This window comes from Paenibacillus harenae (genome assembly GCF_030812415.1).
Lineage (GTDB): Bacteria > Bacillota > Bacilli > Paenibacillales > Paenibacillaceae > Pristimantibacillus > Pristimantibacillus harenae_A.
The window spans coordinates 277,308-294,812 of sequence record NZ_JAUSST010000001.1; the positions used below are offsets into that span (position 1 = coordinate 277,308).

The following is a 17,505-nucleotide window of genomic DNA, read 5'->3' on the forward strand; positions in this document are numbered from 1 at the left end:
CGAAATCGATTGATTATTATAAGGAGCGTGATCCAACGTGGACCAGAAAATTGCGGATATTATCCGAAAAGCAAAAGCTCAAGGCATAATAAAAGACCCGCAATGGCTGGATAAACCGGATGAACCGGTGCCATTGTGGGTCGTGCTGGAAGCCTTATTGGAATTGATCGAGAAGCTCGATCCGCCTAATCGGCCTTTTGATTGATTTCTATCGCCGTCCGAACGAAAGTGGAAACGATAACATCGTTTTTGTCTACCGGGAACATGAGCTTCCCGATCGACTTGCGGTCCTCGATTGGCGCAAGCTCGGAATTGGCTTGCAGCTTCGCTCCCGACGTCGAAATCGCTACAATATCTAGCGGATTGCGGCAGTAGTATGCAGCTGAGAGCACGGCCCCGTTCGGCCGTACGCGCTTGCCTTCCTTGAACTCGAACGTCTGAACGCCTTTGCCGCCTCGTCCTTGAATCGGATAGTCGAGCAGCAGCGAACGTTTCGCGTAGCCAATATCGGAAATAACGAGTACTTCCCCTTCATCGTCGGCGACCCAATCGGCCGCAACGACTTCATCGTCGTCCTTAAGCTGAATGCCTCTGACGCCGGATGCGACCCTGCCCATCGGGTTCACTTCCGCTTCGACGAACCGGATACTCATGCCGTTTTTCGTTACGAGCAACAATTGCTTCTCTCCATCGCTTAGCGCGACCTTGATAAGCTCGTCACCGTCGGCTACTTTGCAGGCTGCTACCGCTGTCGATCTCGTCGTCGCGTATTCCTTCAGCTCGGTTCGCTTCACTTGTCCCCGCTTCGTGACGAAGACGAGCGACGCATGAGCCGCTTGCAAGTCCTTCACCGGAATGACGCTTATGATCGAATCGTCCTTTGGAATCGGTACGATATTGACGATGGCCGTGCCCGCATCCTTCCACTTGAACTCGGGAATATGATGGACAGGCAGCAAATAATATTGTCCCTTGCGCGTGAACAGCAGCAGGTTATCGATCGTATTGACCGGCAGAAGCTCGCGAACAACGTCGCCTTCCTTCACGCCGGCATTGTCGATCTCCCCGCCCGATCTCGTAAACGAAAGCATGCTTGTCCGCTTCATATAGCCATGCTGGCTCAGCGTCACGAGCACATCCTCCGGCGTTACGAGCACTTCAAGGTTTACTTTAAGCTCCTCGATTTCGCCGCGAATGTCCGAGCGACGGTCAATGCCGTATTTCTCGCGAATTTCCGTCAATTCATCCTTAATGACGCCGATCAGCTTCTTCTCGCTGTCAAGGATGGAGCGCAAATAAGCGATACGCTTCTGCGCTTCCTTAAGCTCCTTCTCCAGCGACGTTATCTCCAAATTGGTCAGCCTGTAGAGCTGCAACGTCAATATCGCGTCCGCTTGTCGCTCGGTGAAACCGAACTTGGCAACGAGATTCTCCTGCGCGTTGGCGCGATTCTTCGATGCCTTGATTGCCGCGATGACTTCGTCGAGTATATTAAGCGCTTTGACGAGTCCCTCGACGACATGCGCACGGTCCTCAGCCTTCTCAAGCTCGTATTGCGTTCTATATGTGACAACTTCCTTCTGATGGGCGATATATGCGTCCAGCATTTGCTTAATGCCAAGCTGCATGGGCGTCTTGTTGACAATCGCGACCATATTGAAGCTGTAAGCGACCTGCAGATCGGTCTTCTTCAGCAAATACGCAAGGATGCCTTGCGCGTCGGCATCCTTCTTGAATTCGACAACGATTCGGAGGCCGTTCCGGCCGCTCTCGTCGCGAACCTCGGCAATGCCCTCCACCTTCTTCTCAAGACGGATGTTCTCCATTGCCGTTACGAGACGCGACTTCACGACCTGATACGGAATTTCCGTAATAACAAGTTGCTGCTTGCCGCCTCTCATATCCTCGATCGTTGTTTTCGAACGAAGATAGATACGGCCCTTGCCCGTCGCATACGCCTCGCGTATGCCTTCCTCGCCCATGATGACGCCGCCGGTCGGGAAGTCCGGTCCCTTGACGATCGTATTCAGCTCTTCGAGCGTAATGTCTGGACGAGCCATGACGGCGATACAGGCGTCGATAATTTCCCGCAGGTTATGAGGCGGGATTTCCGTCGCGAAGCCGGAGGAGATGCCGCTGACCCCGTTAACGAGCAAATTGGGGTACCTCGAAGGCAGAACGACCGGTTCCTTCGTCGTATTGTCGAAGTTATCTTTGAACATTACGGTCCGCTTGTCGATATCGCGAAGCAATTCCATCGCGATAGGCGACAGCCTCGCTTCCGTATAACGCATTGCCGCCGGCGGATCGTCGTCCTGCGAACCCCAGTTGCCATGGCCATCGACGAGCGTATGCGCCATCTTCCAAGGCTGCGCCATCCGCACCATGCCCTCATAGATAGAGGAGTCGCCATGAGGGTGGTAGTTGCCCATGACGTCGCCGACCGTCTTGGCCGACTTGCGATATTGCTTGTCCGGCGTGTTGCCGGAGTCGTACATCGCATACAGTATGCGGCGTTGTACCGGCTTCAGGCCGTCACGAACGTCGGGAATTGCCCGATCTTGAATAATATATTTCGAATAGCGACCGAATCGGTCGCCTACGATTTCTTCCAGAAAGGCTGGCAGAAACTGTTCCAGCATGCTCATACGTCAATTCCCCCCTTACTCTTCGTATTCCGTAAAGTCGACATTTTCGATAATCCAGCGCTTGCGCGGATCGACCTTGTCTCCCATTAACGTCGATACGCGGCGCTCCGCCTTCGCGGCGTCCTCGATCTGCACTTGAAGCAGCGTCCGGGATTCGGGATCCATCGTCGTTTCCCATAGCTGATCGGGGTTCATCTCGCCGAGTCCTTTATAACGCTGAAGGTCATAGTTCTTGCCGTATTCTTTCAAGTAGTTCTGAAGCTGCTCGTCCGTCCATGCGTATCTGATCGTCTCCAGCTTGCCCGATTTGCGGGTTATCTTATAGAGCGGAGGCTGGGCGATATAGATGCGTCCCGTATCGATAAGCGGCTTCATATAACGATAGAAGAACGTAAGCAGCAATACCTGAATGTGCGCGCCGTCCGTATCGGCATCGGTCATGATGATGATTTTGTTGTAATTGCTTTCCTCGGCCTCGAATTCCGGCCCGACGCCTGCGCCGATCGCCGCGATAATGGCTTTGTATTCGTCGTTTTTCAAGATGTCGACGAGCTTTGCCTTCTCCGGATTCATCGGTTTTCCCTTCAGCGGAAGAATCGCCTGATGCTTCGAGTCTCGGCCTTGCTTGGCCGATCCGCCGGCGGAGTCTCCTTCGACGATGAACAGCTCGTTGCGCGTGAAGTCCTTCGACTGCGCGGGCGTCAGCTTGCCGCCCAGATTGGAGCTCTCGCTCTTCTTCTTGCCGCTGCGAATTTCTTCGCGCGCCTTGCGCGCCGCTTCGCGGGCTTTGGACGCTTGCACCGCCTTCTTCAGAAGCAGCTGGGCTACCTGTGGATTTTCCTCCAGAAACACCTGCATCTTGTCCGACACGACCGCGTCTACCGCGCTGCGGGCCGATGCGCTGCCGAGCTGATCCTTCGTCTGGCCGACGAATTCCACTTCGGACATCTTAATATTGATGACCGCCATCATGCCTTCGCGCAGGTCATTGCCCTCGAGGTTCTTATCCTTCTCTTTCAAGAGCGCCGCCTTGCGCGCATAATCGTTCATGACGCGGGTATAAGCCGTTTTGAAGCCCGTCTCATGCGTACCGCCGCCGCGCGTCGGAATCGAGTTGACGAAGGAAGCGATCGTTTCGGTATAACCGTCGTTGTATTGCAGGGCGACTTCGACTTCGATCTCGTCGCGTTCGCCTGCGAAATGAATGACGTCATGAAGCACCGTCTTGTCATCGTTCAGGAATTGCACGAATTGGCGCGCTCCTCCCTCATAGTGGAAGACGTCCTGCTTGCCGCTTCGATCGTCCTTAATGGACACTTTCAGCCCTGAATTCAGAAAAGCGATTTCCTGCAGACGCTCGGACAACGTGTCGTAGCTGACGGACGTTCCGTTCTGGAAGACGCGGCCGTCCGGTTTGAACGTCACCTTCGTCCCCGTACGGTTCGTCGATCCGATCACCTCAAGTCCGGTTACCGGCTCGCCGACATGCTCCTTGCCGCTCTCGTCCACCCAATATTCGAAGCGCATTTTATGTATTTTGCCATCGCGGAATATTTCCACCTCAAGCCATTCGGACAACGCATTTGTAACCGAAGCGCCTACGCCGTGCAAGCCGCCCGATTTCTTGTATCCCCCGCCGCCGAACTTGCCTCCCGCATGCAGGATCGTGAAGACAACCTGCGGCGTCGGCACGCCGGTCTTATGCATGCCGGTCGGAATGCCGCGCCCGTTGTCATGTACGGTAATCGAACCGTTCTTATGCAGCGTCACGTCGATCGCCGTACAGAACTTGGCGAGATGCTCGTCCACCGCGTTGTCGACGATTTCCCAGACGAGATGGTGAAGGCCCGAGCTGCTCGTACTGCCTATGTACATGCCCGGACGCTTGCGGACTGCCGTCAAGCCCTCCAGGACTTGTATATCATCGGCCTCATAATTACGGTCATGGGCCGTCGTATTTGCGAAGAGATCTATTTGCTCTGACATGAGCGTCCCCCAATCCATAATCACGTTTCGCGTATCTTCAAGCTATTTTAATTCAAGATGTCCTGTTTCGTAAAGACACCAAAGGCAACGATCAACCCGACAATCCCCCAGATCGCAAGCACGACGAGTGAAAATGAAAGCGACATCCCATCGATCGGCGGCGGCGAACCGTCCAAGTAACCCGTTAGATTCAGATTGACGGCGAATAAATATTTTGCGCTCGTCCATGAAGAAGACATATTGGATAAAATCGTTCCTGCGATGACCGTTGCCATCATCGTCAGCATACTCGCCGCCGTACTGCGGATAAGTACCGATACCATGAGTGCTAGAACCGCTACGACAAGGGCCGAATACCAGACGAGCCCTGCCATCATCAGCATATACTGCCACTGCGGAACGGCATGCGCCTGGCTGCTGTCTATCGTATCGCGGGTCATTCGGAACCCGGTAAAGATCGGCAATCCCCAGCCCTCATAACCAAACACCAAGCCTGAAATACCATAGCACAACAATGCCGTTACGACAACTGTCAACGATACATACAACACAAGCGCGCATAGCTTGCTTAGCAGCACCTTCCATCGCCGAACCGGCCTCGTAAGCAGCAGCTTGATCGTTCCGCTCGTACGCTCGCCCGATATCAGATCCGATCCGAGCGCAAGTATAAGCAGCGGAATAAACAACGTTACCGAATTGCTCAAGAACCCCCTCGTGAACGTAACCGCATTGGGAGCGCTCGGATCGACGTCATGGTCCAAATAATATTGAAGCTGTCCGAGCAGCACCCGTCTGCTGCGCTTCCACTCCTCTGGAATGCGGTCGCTCGACAGCGTGTTCTCGATATCGGTCATCCGCTGCAGCACCTGACTTCGCCAATCCGTAAATTTATCGGCATTATTCTGCGCAACCTTAAGCTCCGCATAAGTAAAAATAGGAATTAGCGCTAACAAAATGGCGATGATGACGTAAAACCTTCTTTTCTTCCAAATTTTCAATGTCTCGTTCTGTATAAGCGGCAGCAGCTTATGCATGTCGTTCGCCCTCCGTCATGCCCAGGAACAGCTCCTCAAGCGTCGGCGCGATCGGAAGCGCTGCACGGACGCCAACATTTTGCTGTACGAGTAAATCGATCATCGGCGCCACAAGCTCCTTAGGCATCGACGTTACGATAGCGCCAGGCAATGAAGCCAGGACGGCCTCATCCAGACGATGCTCGACTTCCGTGACGAATTTAACCTGACCCGACGCTTCCAGCAGTTCGCGCCCTACATCCGGCCGATCCAGCTGCCAGAGCACGTAGCTTCCCGCCTTCTCCACCAGCTCCTCAACCGAGCCTTCGGCTATCACGCGCCCTTCGCTAATAATAGCAACCCGGTCGCAGAGCAGTTGAATTTCGCTTAGCAGATGGCTAGAAATCAATACGCTGAGCCCTCCCGCGGCAAGCCGCCTCACAAATTCGCGAAGCTCCTTGATTCCCTTCGGATCGAGGCCGTTCGTCGGCTCATCGAGTATGAGCAGCTTCGGCCGGCCCAGAAGCGCTTGAGCGATGCCTAACCTCTGGCGCATGCCCAGCGAATACGTTTTCACTTTATGTTGGATGCGATCGTCAAGCTGAACGATGCGGGCTACCTCCCTTATCCGCTCTTCCGCAACGTCATCCAGCATGCGCGCGGAGAACGCCAGATTGTCCCAGCCTGTTAAATAAGTATAGACCTCCGGATTTTCTACAATACATCCAACGTGCCTAAGCGCTTGTTCCGGGTGCTTGGCTACATCGTGGCCGCTGATGCGCACCTCTCCCGATGTCGGCTTAACGAGACCAACCAGCATCCGTATCGTCGTTGTCTTGCCGGATCCGTTAGGTCCTAGAAATCCGAATATTTCGCCTTCCCTGACATCGAAGCTGACCTCCTCGATAATCGTTCTCCCCTTGATCTTCTTGTGCAGGCGATGAACCGTCAGTACAGCTTCCATCATTGCTACCCCCGCCTCCTTCGCTTCTTATTCCAATGCGCTCACGATACGCTCCGCTATCCGTTTATACCCTTCATGATTCGGATGAAAATGATCCTCCGACAGCCGTTTCCCGATCTGCCATTCGAACAAGTCGAAGGTAGGAACCATCATCATTTTCGGGTACTTATGTAGGATGGCGTAAGCGTTCGTATTCCATTGCTGCACCTCCAGGCTGCCGCTTCTAAGCTGTTCCACATCGTAGAACGGGTTATAGAGGCCGATATATAAGATCGTTGCATCCGGATTTATTGAGCCGATTGTTTGCACCACCTTCCCGAAGCCGTCCATCGTCTCCGTTAACGCGGACGCCATTCCGGCTATCTGCAGCGCAGACAACGGACGACCTTGATTCGCTGCTCTAGCGGATTGAAACAGATCGTTGCCGCCGATCGTGAACAGAATCAGGTTCGCTCCCTTTATCGCTTGCCGGTACCCGCTGCCCAGCTCAAGCTTCTCGCTAAGTTCGCGAGTCAGCATCCCATTGATCGCCAAGTTATTTATAATGCGAACCGGCTTGCCGAGCTTATCGCGCAGCCCCGCCGCAGCCAGCTTCACATAACCTTCGCCCGTCGTATCGCCCGTCCCCTTCGTTAACGAATCGCCGAATGCGACGATTCTGATTTCCGTTGCTTCTTCCAGAGGCAGTGCCTCATCGGTTTCCGGTTTAGTTGCAAGTTCCGGTCCGACCTCCGCCATAGCCGGATAGAGCATGTCTTTGACCGCCCAGCCGAAACCGAGCAGCAGACAGACGGTTGAAGCTGCAGTCAATCCCGCAAGTAACGGCCATAACAATCGTGAACGGCTCATCGCAACCATGCACCTCGCCTTCTCTTCATGCTCTCGCGTGCTCCTTCCGCTATTACCATGTTTTACAAAAAAGCCGGAATTATGTGAACGCACGCAAAAAAGAAGAGCACTCGTACCGTGCTCTCCGTGTTTTCCAGACTCGTTTGAACCCATAGTAACCCTTAATATTTGCGATTGCCGACTTCCTTCTCCGCCATCTGCTCCGTAAATACGCTCTCGGACGATACGATCCGCTTCGGCAGCGTTCTGCCGGCGGCCAGTTCCTGAACCGCCTGCATAATGTTCGGGCCGAGCAGCGGATTGCATTCGACGACGCAGTTAATCTTGCCCAAGACCAGCTTCTCGAAAGCCTTGCGGGTCCCGTCTACCGATATGATGACGATGTCCTTCCCTGGACGAAGCCCGTATTCCTCGATTGCTTCTATAGCCCCTAGCGCCATGTCGTCATTATGCGCGAACAGCACCCGAATTTCGCTGCCATGCTTCCGCAAAAAGGTTTTCATGACCTGCTTGCCCTTCTCCATCGTGAAGTCGGCCGTCTCGCTGTCCAGCATCCTGTATTCGTCATATCCTTTAATCGTATCCTGAAACCCTTTGCCGCGCTGAATCGACGGCGATGAGCCTTCCGTTCCGCGAAGCTCGACGATGCCGATCGGCGCTTCCTGGTCGCGCATCTTATCAAGCAAATATTTGCCGGCTTTCACGCCTTCCTCGTACAGATCCGCCCCTATATGCGTAACATAGAGCGACGGGTCGCTAATATCGATGGAGCGATCGGTTATGATGACCGGAATGCCCGCCTGCTTCGCTTCCGTCAATATTTCGTCCCAGCCGGAATGAACGACAGGCGCAATGGCAATGACGTCTACGCGCTTATCAATGAACGAGCGGATGGCCTCGAACTGTTTCTCCTGCGACTGCTCGGCATTCTCGAACAGCAGCTCGATGCCCGCTTCCTCCGCCGCTTCTTTGATCGATGTCGTGTTCGCCTCTCTCCAATCGCTCTCCGAGCCAAGCTGCGAGAAGCCTAGCACGAGCGGGCGGGCAGGCGGATAAGCCTCGCTGGACGGGGCTAGCGTATGCAGCGCTGTCTGCAAATCGGCCTCTGAAGACTGATCTTCGTATGGGGCGTTATCTCCCCCCAGACAACCTGAAGCCATAAATAGGATAACGATTGCAAGACCGAATATGAACCACCGTAGCTGACGCTTCAACCATGTCGCCCCGCTTCCGCAACTTATGTTCCAAATGCTGACTAATTTCACCTTTATTGTACATTAGACTTCAAACGTTGTCATTTGCTCTTCGAGCTCCGATGAAATCTTCCGAAGGGAACCGGATAAAGCCACAAGCTGCTCTCCGGCAATACGTTGCGAAGCGCATAAAGACGCGACCTGCCCGGAGGCGGCTGCGGACTGCTGCGATACGGCCATTACGCTCGTCATCGCATTTTGTACCGTTTGCTGCGTGTCCCCTATGCTCTGCAGCGAGCCGCTCATTTCGGTCGTGCTTGCGTACAACAGCTCCATCTGTCCGCGGAGCTCGCCGAATAGACGAGCCGCTGCATGAACGCCTTCAATCGTTTGCTTAAAATGCGGCGAAGCGGCTTGCATAGCGCTCACCGAAGTTGCAACATCCGATTGGATCAAATCCATCTTCTGCTTCACCTGCTCGATCGAAGCATCCGAATGCTCGGCCAACCTCCTGATTTGTTCGGCAATCGCTTTGAATCCGCGACCCGCGTCTCCAGACCGGGCCGCCTCGATACCGGCGTTCAGCGATAATATTCGGGTCTGCTTTGCCATATCCGTCATGAGCTTGAGCAATTGCTGGATAGAGCCGGCGCTCGCGTCCAAGCTGTCGATCCGATTCGTTACATGAAGCAGATGCATCTCCGTATCCGTCGTCTGTTTAAGCAGAGCGCTTAAAGCCTCGCTTCCTTCCTCGCTGGATAACTTCGCTTTATGGGCCGTATCGGCCGTTCCTGCTTGCAAGCGCAGCAAACTCTCAAGCAGCGCTCCCATCTGAAGCACAACGCCGCCCCCGCGTTCAGCCTCTACAGCCAGATTGGCTGCGCCATGAGCGATATTGCCGCTCGCATCGTTGATTTCTTCCGATGAAGCGGCTGTCTGCCGCAGCACTTCGGATAGCTCGCTGCTTGATTGAAGGACTTGCCTTGCCGTCTGCCTTGCCTCCTCGATCAAGCAGCTGAATTGCGTCATCATTTGATTATAAGCAAAACCGGCTTGACTGATCTCGTCTTGACCTCTCAGAGAAAGCCGTCCGGTCAACTTGCCGTTTGCCGCTTGCTTCATGATTGCTTGCATCTTGGCGAGCGGGGCGCCAATGTATCTTGCAAGCCATAGCCCGATAAGCAAAGTGACGATCATGCTCGCCGCAATGGCGATATACGTCATTAGGCGAATGTTGTTCACAGCAGACGTTAACTCCCCGAGCGGCGCGATGCCGAGCAGCGTCCAATCGCTCGCTTCCGAATGACGGAATGCTGCCATCTGGCCTGCGCCGTTTGAATCGTCGAACAAATGCGAGCCCGACGAGAGTTCCTCCCCCTTCGCGAAACCTGCTGCTGCACGGGCTAGATCGTCCGATGCGCCTGCGATCGCCATTCCCGTTTCGTTCACGATCAGGGTAGAAGCAGATTCGCTAAGCTTCACGGAGCCGATTAATTCGTCTAGCACTTTCGCATCGATCTGAATGAGAAGCGCGAAATCTCTCGATCCTACGTTTCGTTTACCCAGCAGCTTGCTGTATGCAAACAGAGGTTTCGGAGACGTGCCTAAGTAACCCTTGTCGCGAACGGGCAGCCATACGTCTTTTCCCTCGGACAATCCGATAAGCTGCAGTTGCGACGCTTCAATCGAAACGTTTTCCCGCTGCGTGCTGATCGGAGCAAGTTTGTCTTCCAGCGCGAACAACGATATGTCCCTAATCCGGGAATCGGAGAGGGCCAGCTGATCGAGCCATTGCTGAAGCTCTCCGTTCCGCCGATTGCGCTCCTCCGCAGTTAAGCTTGTATTGGAAAGCTGCATCAGATGCTCGGCGAAGCTGCTGTTATGAATAAGCTGGTTCGACAGTTCCGCATAATAGCGCAGCTGCATATCGAGCTTCTCTCCCGCTAACGTCATGGACTGTTCGGAGCTTTCGCGCATCTGATCTACGATCGCAGCTTTCGCTGCCGAGAAGGAAAACCAGCCAACGGCTGCAACCAACGTGAACGATAAACCGAAAATCAGCAAAAAAAGCTTGCTTCCGAGCGATCTGCCACGCGTTCGGAGCATCATTTGAAACCAGTGGTCGTTGGTTCGAGCCATCCGCTTTCGCCCCTTCTTAAGCTTAAATTTTATGAACAGAGCGTCTGGCGCTAAGCAGCCGTTGGAACACGATGAACAAGAACAGCAGCAGCCCGATAACAATCTTCGTCCACCACGAGCTTAACGTGCCTTCAAAGCTGATGATCGTTTGAATAACGCCTTGAATCATGACGCCGAAGAATGTGCCGAGGACGTATCCGAAGCCGCCCGTAAGCAGCGTACCGCCGATGACGACTGCCGCGATCGCATCGAGCTCCAGACCGACCGCATGCAAGCCGTATCCTGACAGCATATAAAACGTGAATACGACGCCTGCGAGCGCGGAGCAAAAACCGCTGAACGTATAAACGAGGATTTTGGTACGTGCCACGGGAAGACCCATAAGCAAAGCCGATTGCTCGCTGCCGCCTATCGCGTACGTATTGCGCCCGAATCTCGTATAATGGGCTAAATAAATGGCGCCGATAACGACGAGCAAAGCAATGATGACGCTAATCGAGATGAAGTGGCCCCCAGGCAGCATTATTTTTGTCTGCGCGACGCTCGTATAGAAGCTGTTGTCGATCGTAATCGTATTGATGCTAATGACATAACAAAGTCCGCGTGCGAGGAACATGCCTGCAAGCGTGGCGATGAACGGCTGGATTTTGAAATAATGGATAATGGCGCCCATCGCGCTTCCGAACAAGCTGCCGATCAGGAGCACAAGAGGGATAACGACCGCCGGCGGCCATCCTTGCTGCTGAACGAGCGTGGCCGAGATCATCGTCGTTAATGCGATCATGGAGCCGACGGACAAGTCGATGCCTCCGGATACGATGACGAAGGTCATTCCTACGGCCGCGACCACGAGGAACGCGTTATCGATGAGCAGATTAAACAATACCTGCAAGGAGAAAAAGCCCGTATAGCGGAACGAACCCGCCGCGAACATTAGCCCAAGCAAGCAAACCGTAATGACGATCGGCAAATATTGCTTCTTAAGCATGGCGCTTCACCTCCTGCTCCAGCGGATACTTGCGCATCTTGAACCGCTGAACGAGCGTTTTGCGGAAAGCTTCCGATTGGACGAGACAGACGATAAGCACGACGAACGCTTTCACTACCAACGTAATCTCGGGACGAACGCCGATGATATAGATCGTTGTCGTGAGCGTCTGAATAATTAAAGCGCCGATGACCGTGCCCATAAGGTAGAAGCGGCCGCCGTTCAGCGAGGTGCCGCCGATGACAACGGCAAGAATGGCGTCAAGCTCATACCATAAACCCGCATTGTTGCCATCCGCGCTTGATACGTTGGAGCTTAAGAGCAGCCCGGCAACACCAGCGCATAAGCCGCAGAAAATATATACGGCGAACATGACCGCGCGTGAGCGAATGCCCGCGAGACGGCTGGCGGTAGGGTTGCCGCCGACCGATTCGATGAACATTCCCAGCGCCGTACGGCGAGTAAGCAGCGAGGCAACGAGCAGAACGATAAGAACGACATAGATCGCGAACGGCAAGGAGCCTAACGCCCCGGCGCCAATATAATTGTACGTTTCGCTGTTCACCGTGATTATCTGTCCACCGGATATGAGCTGCGCAACTCCTCGTCCCGCAACCATCAGAATAAGCGTCGCGATGATGGGTTGTATGCCGAACACGGAGACGAGCAAGCCGTTCCATATGCCGAGCGCCACCGAGAGCGCAAGCGCAACCGCTACCGCGAGCATTACAAGACCAAACGCGTTCTGATCCGCTCCCTTGCTGATGAGCAAGCAAGCGATCGCCCCCGATATCGCGACGACCGAGCCGACCGAGAGATCGATGCCCTTCGTTGCGATAACAAGCGTCATTCCGATGGCGACCAGAATGAGCGGCGCTCCGAAATTCAATATATCGATCAGGCTGCCGTACATTTGCCCGTTCCTCAGCTCGATACGGAAGAAAGCGGGCGAATAAACGAGATTAAACAGCAGCAATGCGCCAAGCACGGTCAGCGGCCAAAACAAGTGATGCTTTACCATTCTCTTTAACCTCCCGCGATAGCCTGCATCACTTGCTGCTGGCTAAGTTCATCATCAGTCATAACTTTCACTACGTTCCGATCGCGCAGCACCGCGATTTTATCGCTGACGCGCAATACTTCCTCGAGCTCCGAGGAAATGAACAGCACCGACATGCCTTTATCCGATAAAGAGAGCACGAGTTTTTGAATCTCGGCTTTCGCTCCAACGTCAATCCCTCTCGTCGGTTCGTCAAGAATAAGCAGCTTCGGCTCAGTAAGCAGCCATCTGGCCAAGATGACCTTCTGCTGATTGCCGCCGCTTAGGTTTTTGACCAGATGCTCGGGATTGGGCGGGTTAATATTGATCGCCTTTATATATTCGTCCGCAATCTCATCCTGCTTCTTGCGGCTAATGGTCTTAAACCATCCGCGGCTCGCTTGCAGAGCCAATACAATATTCTCTCTGACGGTCAGTTCCTCGATAATGCCTTCCGTCTTCCGATTCTCCGAGCAGAAGGCGATGCCATGATCGATCGCTTGTCTTGGCGATCCGATCGCCTTCGTCGCGCCGTGCACAGACAATATGCCCTCATCGGAGCGGTCCGCGCCGAACAGCAATCTGGCAAGCTCCGTTCGGCCTGAACCGAGCAGTCCGGCCAATCCGACGACCTCGCCCTTATGAATACGCAAGTCGAAAGGCTCGATAGCTCCCTTCCTGCCAAGCTGGACCGCTTCTGCAGTCACGTCGGAAAGCTCCTTGCTCGCTGTACCGCGAACCTTCGGCAATTGATCCAATTCGACGAACGCCTTGCCGATCATCTTCGATACAAGTTCTATCCGGCTTAGTTCGGAAGCGGCGTATTCGCCGATGAACTCGCCGCCGCGAAGGATCGTAATGCGATCCGATATTTCGTATACTTGATCCAGGAAATGCGTAACGAACAGAATGGCGAGCCCTTCCGCCTTCAAGTTGTTCATCACCTGGAACAGCTGCTTCACTTCGTTGCGGTCCAGACTCGAGGTTGGCTCATCCAAGATAAGTACCTTCGCCGAAATATTAAGCGAGCGCGCAATGGCGATCAACTGTTGCACGGCTACCGAATACGAGTGAAGCGGCTTCGTCACGTCGATATGAAGCTGCAATCGATCCTCGAGCAGCTTCTTGGCTTCGGCGTGCATTTGCTTCCACCTGATTTTGCCGAGACGGCGCGGCTCCCTGCCGATGAATATATTTTCGGACACGGACAAATTGGGACATAAATTCACTTCTTGATAGACGGTACTAATACCCGCAAGCTGAGCCTCTTGCGGACTGCCGATATGAACGGTTTTGCCGCTAAGTTCAATCTCACCGCTATCGATGGCGTAGACGCCCGTGAGAACTTTTATTAGCGTCGACTTGCCCGCGCCGTTCTCTCCCATCAACGCGTGCACCTCGCCGGGGAACAGTCGAAAGCTTACGTCCGTCAGCGCTTTAACCCCTGGAAACCGTTTGTGTATGCCGCTCATGGTTAGAATCGGCCCTTGTTCCTTTTTCATCGACGATTCTCCCTTCTATGAAGAAAAAAGCCACCCGCCGCCGTTCAGCATGAGAGTGGCTTATCTCTTATCCCTATCCCTTAGCGATTAACGGTTAGTATTTACGGTCGGGCAATGCAGCCTTCGCTTCCTCGGAGGTGAATACGCCTTCTTCCGTGACAATGCGTTTGTCGATTTCCTTGCCGGCCAGGAAGTCGTTAACCGCTTGCATCAATTGCGGTCCAAGCAGCGGATTGCATTCGACGATAAAGTTGATCTTGCCTTCGCTCGCCGCAATGAAGCCGTCCTTTACGCCGTCAACGGAGATGATAATGATGTCCTCGCCCGGTTTAAGACCTGCCGCCTCGATTGCTTGAATCGCGCCGAGCGCCATGTCGTCATTGTGCGCGTAGAGTACGTCGATGTCTTTATGCGCTTTCAGGAACGATTGCATAACCTCTTTCCCTTTGGCGCGCGTGAAGTCGCCCGTTTGCGAAGCGATCACTTTCAATTTGGAGTTGCCTTTAATGATTTCTTCGAAACCAGCCTTGCGGTCGATCGCGGGCGCCGAGCCTGTCGTGCCTTGCAGTTCCACGATATTCACATCGCCGTCGGCATCCTTGAACTTGTCGGACAACCATTGACCCGCGCGGCGTCCTTCTTCCACGAAGTCGGACCCGATGAACGTTACGTACAACGAAGTATCCTTCGAATCGACGGCGCGGTCAGTCAGGAATACCGGAATGCCTGCATCCTTCGCTTCTTTAAGGACGGTATCCCAGCCCGATTCGACGACCGGCGAGAACGCGATGGCGTCTACCTTTTGCTGAATATAAGAACGGATCGCTTTAATTTGATTTTCCTGCTTTTGCTGCGCGTCGGAGAACTTCAGGTCGAAGCCCGCTTCCGCAGCCGACGATTTAATCGATTCCGTATTCGCCGTGCGCCAACCGCTCTCCGCGCCTACTTGCGCGAATCCGAGCGTCACTTTTTTGTCGGTGCCGGAAGCCGGCTTGTTCTCCCCTTTGTTGTTCGTGCCTTCATTCGAGCCGCCGCCGCATGCTGCCGCGAACAGCATCAGTCCCGTCAGAGCGATCGCCGCTCCAAGCTTGCCTGCCTTCTTCATAGCTGTATAACCTCCCTTTATAATCACCGTCTTTGGCGGTGTGAGGTCATTATAAAACGCTTTCAAAGAAGCGGGATACGGAGTTCCATGGGTGTTCGGTTTGATTTATTTGGCAATTTTCTTGCTGTTCCGAGGCTTCATTTGTTTTTATGTGCAAAAAGTGGAATTTTTGGTCTCGACCGTTCGAATCGTAGCTGAGCAAGCGGCAATTTGCTATAGTAATAGTTAGCATCGTTTGTAAACGCCTTCACATACGCCAAAACGAAAGGTTTTAAGATACGATGAAGCTGATCCGATGGATCTCATCCAGCCTTTGGGCGAAGCTGTTGCTTATGTTCATAGTCCTTACATCCATACCGCTTATCGTTGTCGGGCTTGTCTCCTATCAAAAGTCTTACACCGCCGTGTCCGGCCATAGCAAAGCGGCGACGATGCTCGTCGCGGACCAGCTCGGCCGGGACATCGACGTCTTGTTCGAGGATACGGGCAAGCTGCTGGAGCTTGAGAAAAATCCGCAAGTGCTCCACTACCTGTTCTCGCAAAGCGATACGTACGAGGATGCGAAGGACATCTTGAAGACGTTCGAGCTGTATCGCGAAACGAACAATTATGACAGCGTACTCAATATTACGATGGTCAATCTATATGGCAGAGGGATCAGCGAGCGCAAAGGCGTGTTCCAGATCAACGTCAACCCGCTTCGCAATCCGCATTTGCAGCATTTATTCAACAATTCGGAAGCGGTCCTCATTATTCCGCCCACCGATGCCGATCCGCTAGACCGGCTTGACGGCTTCCAATATCCGCAGCGGAATGTCATTTCGATCATGGCTACCGTCAAACAAAGAATTACGCATGAAGTGATCGGTTTTATCGTCATCGATATTAACGATTCCGTCGTCGAGCAGTTCTGCGACGATGTGCGCATCGGCAAGACGGGCTTCTTCTACGTCGTCGATTCTTCCGGCACGCCGATCTTCAAGCCTTCGGCTCTCAATCAAGCGGAAAGCACGCTAAGCACGATCAATCTGCAGCCGTATTTGAATACGAAGAGCCATCAATTCGTCGATTCGAACAGCGGCAAACCGAAGTTTGTCGTCTTCACCACATCCGAGCAGACCAGCTGGAAAATAGTCGGTCTCGTCCCGCTCCAAGAAATCGTGGAAGAAGCCAATGCGATCCGCAAGCTTATTATCGTTAGCGTTCTGCTGAGCATCGTCTTCGCTTTCACGCTTCACTTCTTCATCACGGCGCGTCTGACGAAGCCGGTACAGGTACTGAAAAACAAGATGAGGCTAGCGGCATCGGGATATCTTGAAGTAAAGGTCAGTCCGAGCGGACGGGACGAGATTGCCGATCTTGGCATGAGCTTCAACATCATGCTCGGCAAGGTCAAAACGCTCCTTGATCAAAGCATTCGCGAGCAGAAGCAGATTCGCAAAGCCGAGCTGCGGGCTCTGCAAGCACAGATTAATCCGCATTTTCTATACAATACGCTCGATTCCATCGTCTGGATGGCCGAAGCCGGCAAGAACGTACAGGTCATAAAGCTCGTACAGGCATTGTCGCGGTTCTTTCGCATCAGCTTGAACAAAGGACGCGACTGGATCTCGCTGCGCGACGAAATCGAGCATGTGCGCAGCTATTTGATCATTCAACAAATGCGTTATCGCGACATTCTTGATTATACGATTGAAGTCGACGAGAAACTGATGGATTATTCGATTTTGAAAATGACCCTGCAGCCCATCGTCGAGAACGCGCTCTACCATGGGATCAAAAATAAGCGCGGCAAAGGTTTGATCAAAGTTTCGGTTGCCGAAGACGAATATTTGCATATCACCGTCGAGGACAACGGCATCGGTATGAGCGCCGATCGGCTGTCCGCCTTGAGAGAGCAGCTTAGCTTGCAGCGGCAGCCCGAAGAGACCGGGTCGCAGGTATCCGGCGGCTTCGGACTTCATAATGTCCATCAGCGAATTAAGCTCTATTACGGTGAATCTTTCTCCGTGCACGTAGACAGCGTAGACAAGGAAGGAACGAAAGTAACGATCTCAATACCGAAGAAACGGGGATGAC

General features: G+C 53.6%; 13 protein-coding genes. 2 read left to right on the forward strand and 11 right to left on the reverse strand.

Translation table 11 applies throughout. The features are described 5' to 3' along the window. The first annotated feature begins 37 nt into the window (after positions 1-37). The gene (locus J2T14_RS01240; RefSeq protein WP_307201446.1) at positions 38-205 is read left to right on the forward strand and encodes a hypothetical protein; all 168 of its coding nucleotides are present in this window, start codon (positions 38-40) and stop codon (positions 203-205) included. Here J2T14_RS01240 and gyrA read toward each other — a convergent pair. From gyrA to J2T14_RS01295, 11 genes are all read right to left on the reverse strand, one after another. Then, on the reverse strand, positions 186-2,648 hold the full coding sequence (gyrA, locus tag J2T14_RS01245) for a DNA gyrase subunit A (protein ID WP_307467010.1): 2,463 nt from the start codon (positions 2,646-2,648) through the stop codon (positions 186-188). The genes J2T14_RS01240 and gyrA overlap by 20 nt on opposite strands. Positions 2,649-2,663: 15 nt before the next feature. Beyond that, a complete protein-coding gene (parE, locus tag J2T14_RS01250) occupies positions 2,664-4,634 on the reverse strand; it encodes a DNA topoisomerase IV subunit B (protein ID WP_307467013.1) in 1,971 nt (656 codons plus the stop codon). A 47-nt stretch (positions 4,635-4,681) separates the two neighbouring features. Beyond that, positions 4,682-5,668 carry an ABC transporter permease gene (locus tag J2T14_RS01255; protein ID WP_307201451.1) on the reverse strand — a complete coding sequence of 329 codons (987 nt, stop codon included), beginning with the start codon at positions 5,666-5,668 and terminating at the stop codon, positions 4,682-4,684. Then, the gene (locus J2T14_RS01260; protein ID WP_307467019.1) at positions 5,661-6,614 is read right to left on the reverse strand and encodes an ABC transporter ATP-binding protein; all 954 of its coding nucleotides are present in this window, start codon (positions 6,612-6,614) and stop codon (positions 5,661-5,663) included. Before J2T14_RS01260 ends, J2T14_RS01255 begins: the two co-directional genes overlap by 8 nt. A gap of 24 nt (positions 6,615-6,638) precedes the next feature. After that, positions 6,639-7,469 (reverse strand): GDSL-type esterase/lipase family protein, encoded by an 831-nt coding sequence (locus J2T14_RS01265; RefSeq protein WP_307467022.1) that lies wholly within the window; start codon positions 7,467-7,469, stop codon positions 6,639-6,641. A 152-nt stretch (positions 7,470-7,621) separates the two neighbouring features. After that, positions 7,622-8,674, reverse strand: a complete 1,053-nt coding sequence (locus tag J2T14_RS01270) for an ABC transporter substrate-binding protein (RefSeq protein ID WP_307201458.1) — start codon at positions 8,672-8,674, stop codon at positions 7,622-7,624. A gap of 63 nt (positions 8,675-8,737) precedes the next feature. After that, a complete protein-coding gene (locus J2T14_RS01275) occupies positions 8,738-10,792 on the reverse strand; it encodes a methyl-accepting chemotaxis protein (protein ID WP_307467025.1) in 2,055 nt (684 codons plus the stop codon). 22 nt (positions 10,793-10,814) lie between these two features. Then, complete coding sequence (yjfF, locus tag J2T14_RS01280; protein WP_307201461.1) at positions 10,815-11,780, reverse strand: galactofuranose ABC transporter, permease protein YjfF; 966 nt, start codon at positions 11,778-11,780, stop codon at positions 10,815-10,817. After that, on the reverse strand, positions 11,773-12,801 hold the full coding sequence (locus J2T14_RS01285) for an ABC transporter permease (protein ID WP_307201463.1): 1,029 nt from the start codon (positions 12,799-12,801) through the stop codon (positions 11,773-11,775). The genes yjfF and J2T14_RS01285 overlap by 8 nt, the downstream gene beginning before the upstream one ends. 5 nt (positions 12,802-12,806) lie before the next feature. Beyond that, complete coding sequence (locus J2T14_RS01290) at positions 12,807-14,321, reverse strand: sugar ABC transporter ATP-binding protein (protein ID WP_307467028.1); 1,515 nt, start codon at positions 14,319-14,321, stop codon at positions 12,807-12,809. Between the two features lie 94 nt (positions 14,322-14,415). After that, positions 14,416-15,426 (reverse strand): ABC transporter substrate-binding protein, encoded by a 1,011-nt coding sequence (locus J2T14_RS01295; protein WP_307201467.1) that lies wholly within the window; start codon positions 15,424-15,426, stop codon positions 14,416-14,418. Positions 15,427-15,707: 281 nt separating this feature from the next. Between J2T14_RS01295 and J2T14_RS01300 the strand changes: the two genes are divergently transcribed. Then, on the forward strand, positions 15,708-17,504 hold the full coding sequence (locus tag J2T14_RS01300; RefSeq protein WP_307467032.1) for a cache domain-containing sensor histidine kinase: 1,797 nt from the start codon (positions 15,708-15,710) through the stop codon (positions 17,502-17,504). Position 17,505: the final 1 nt, after the last annotated feature.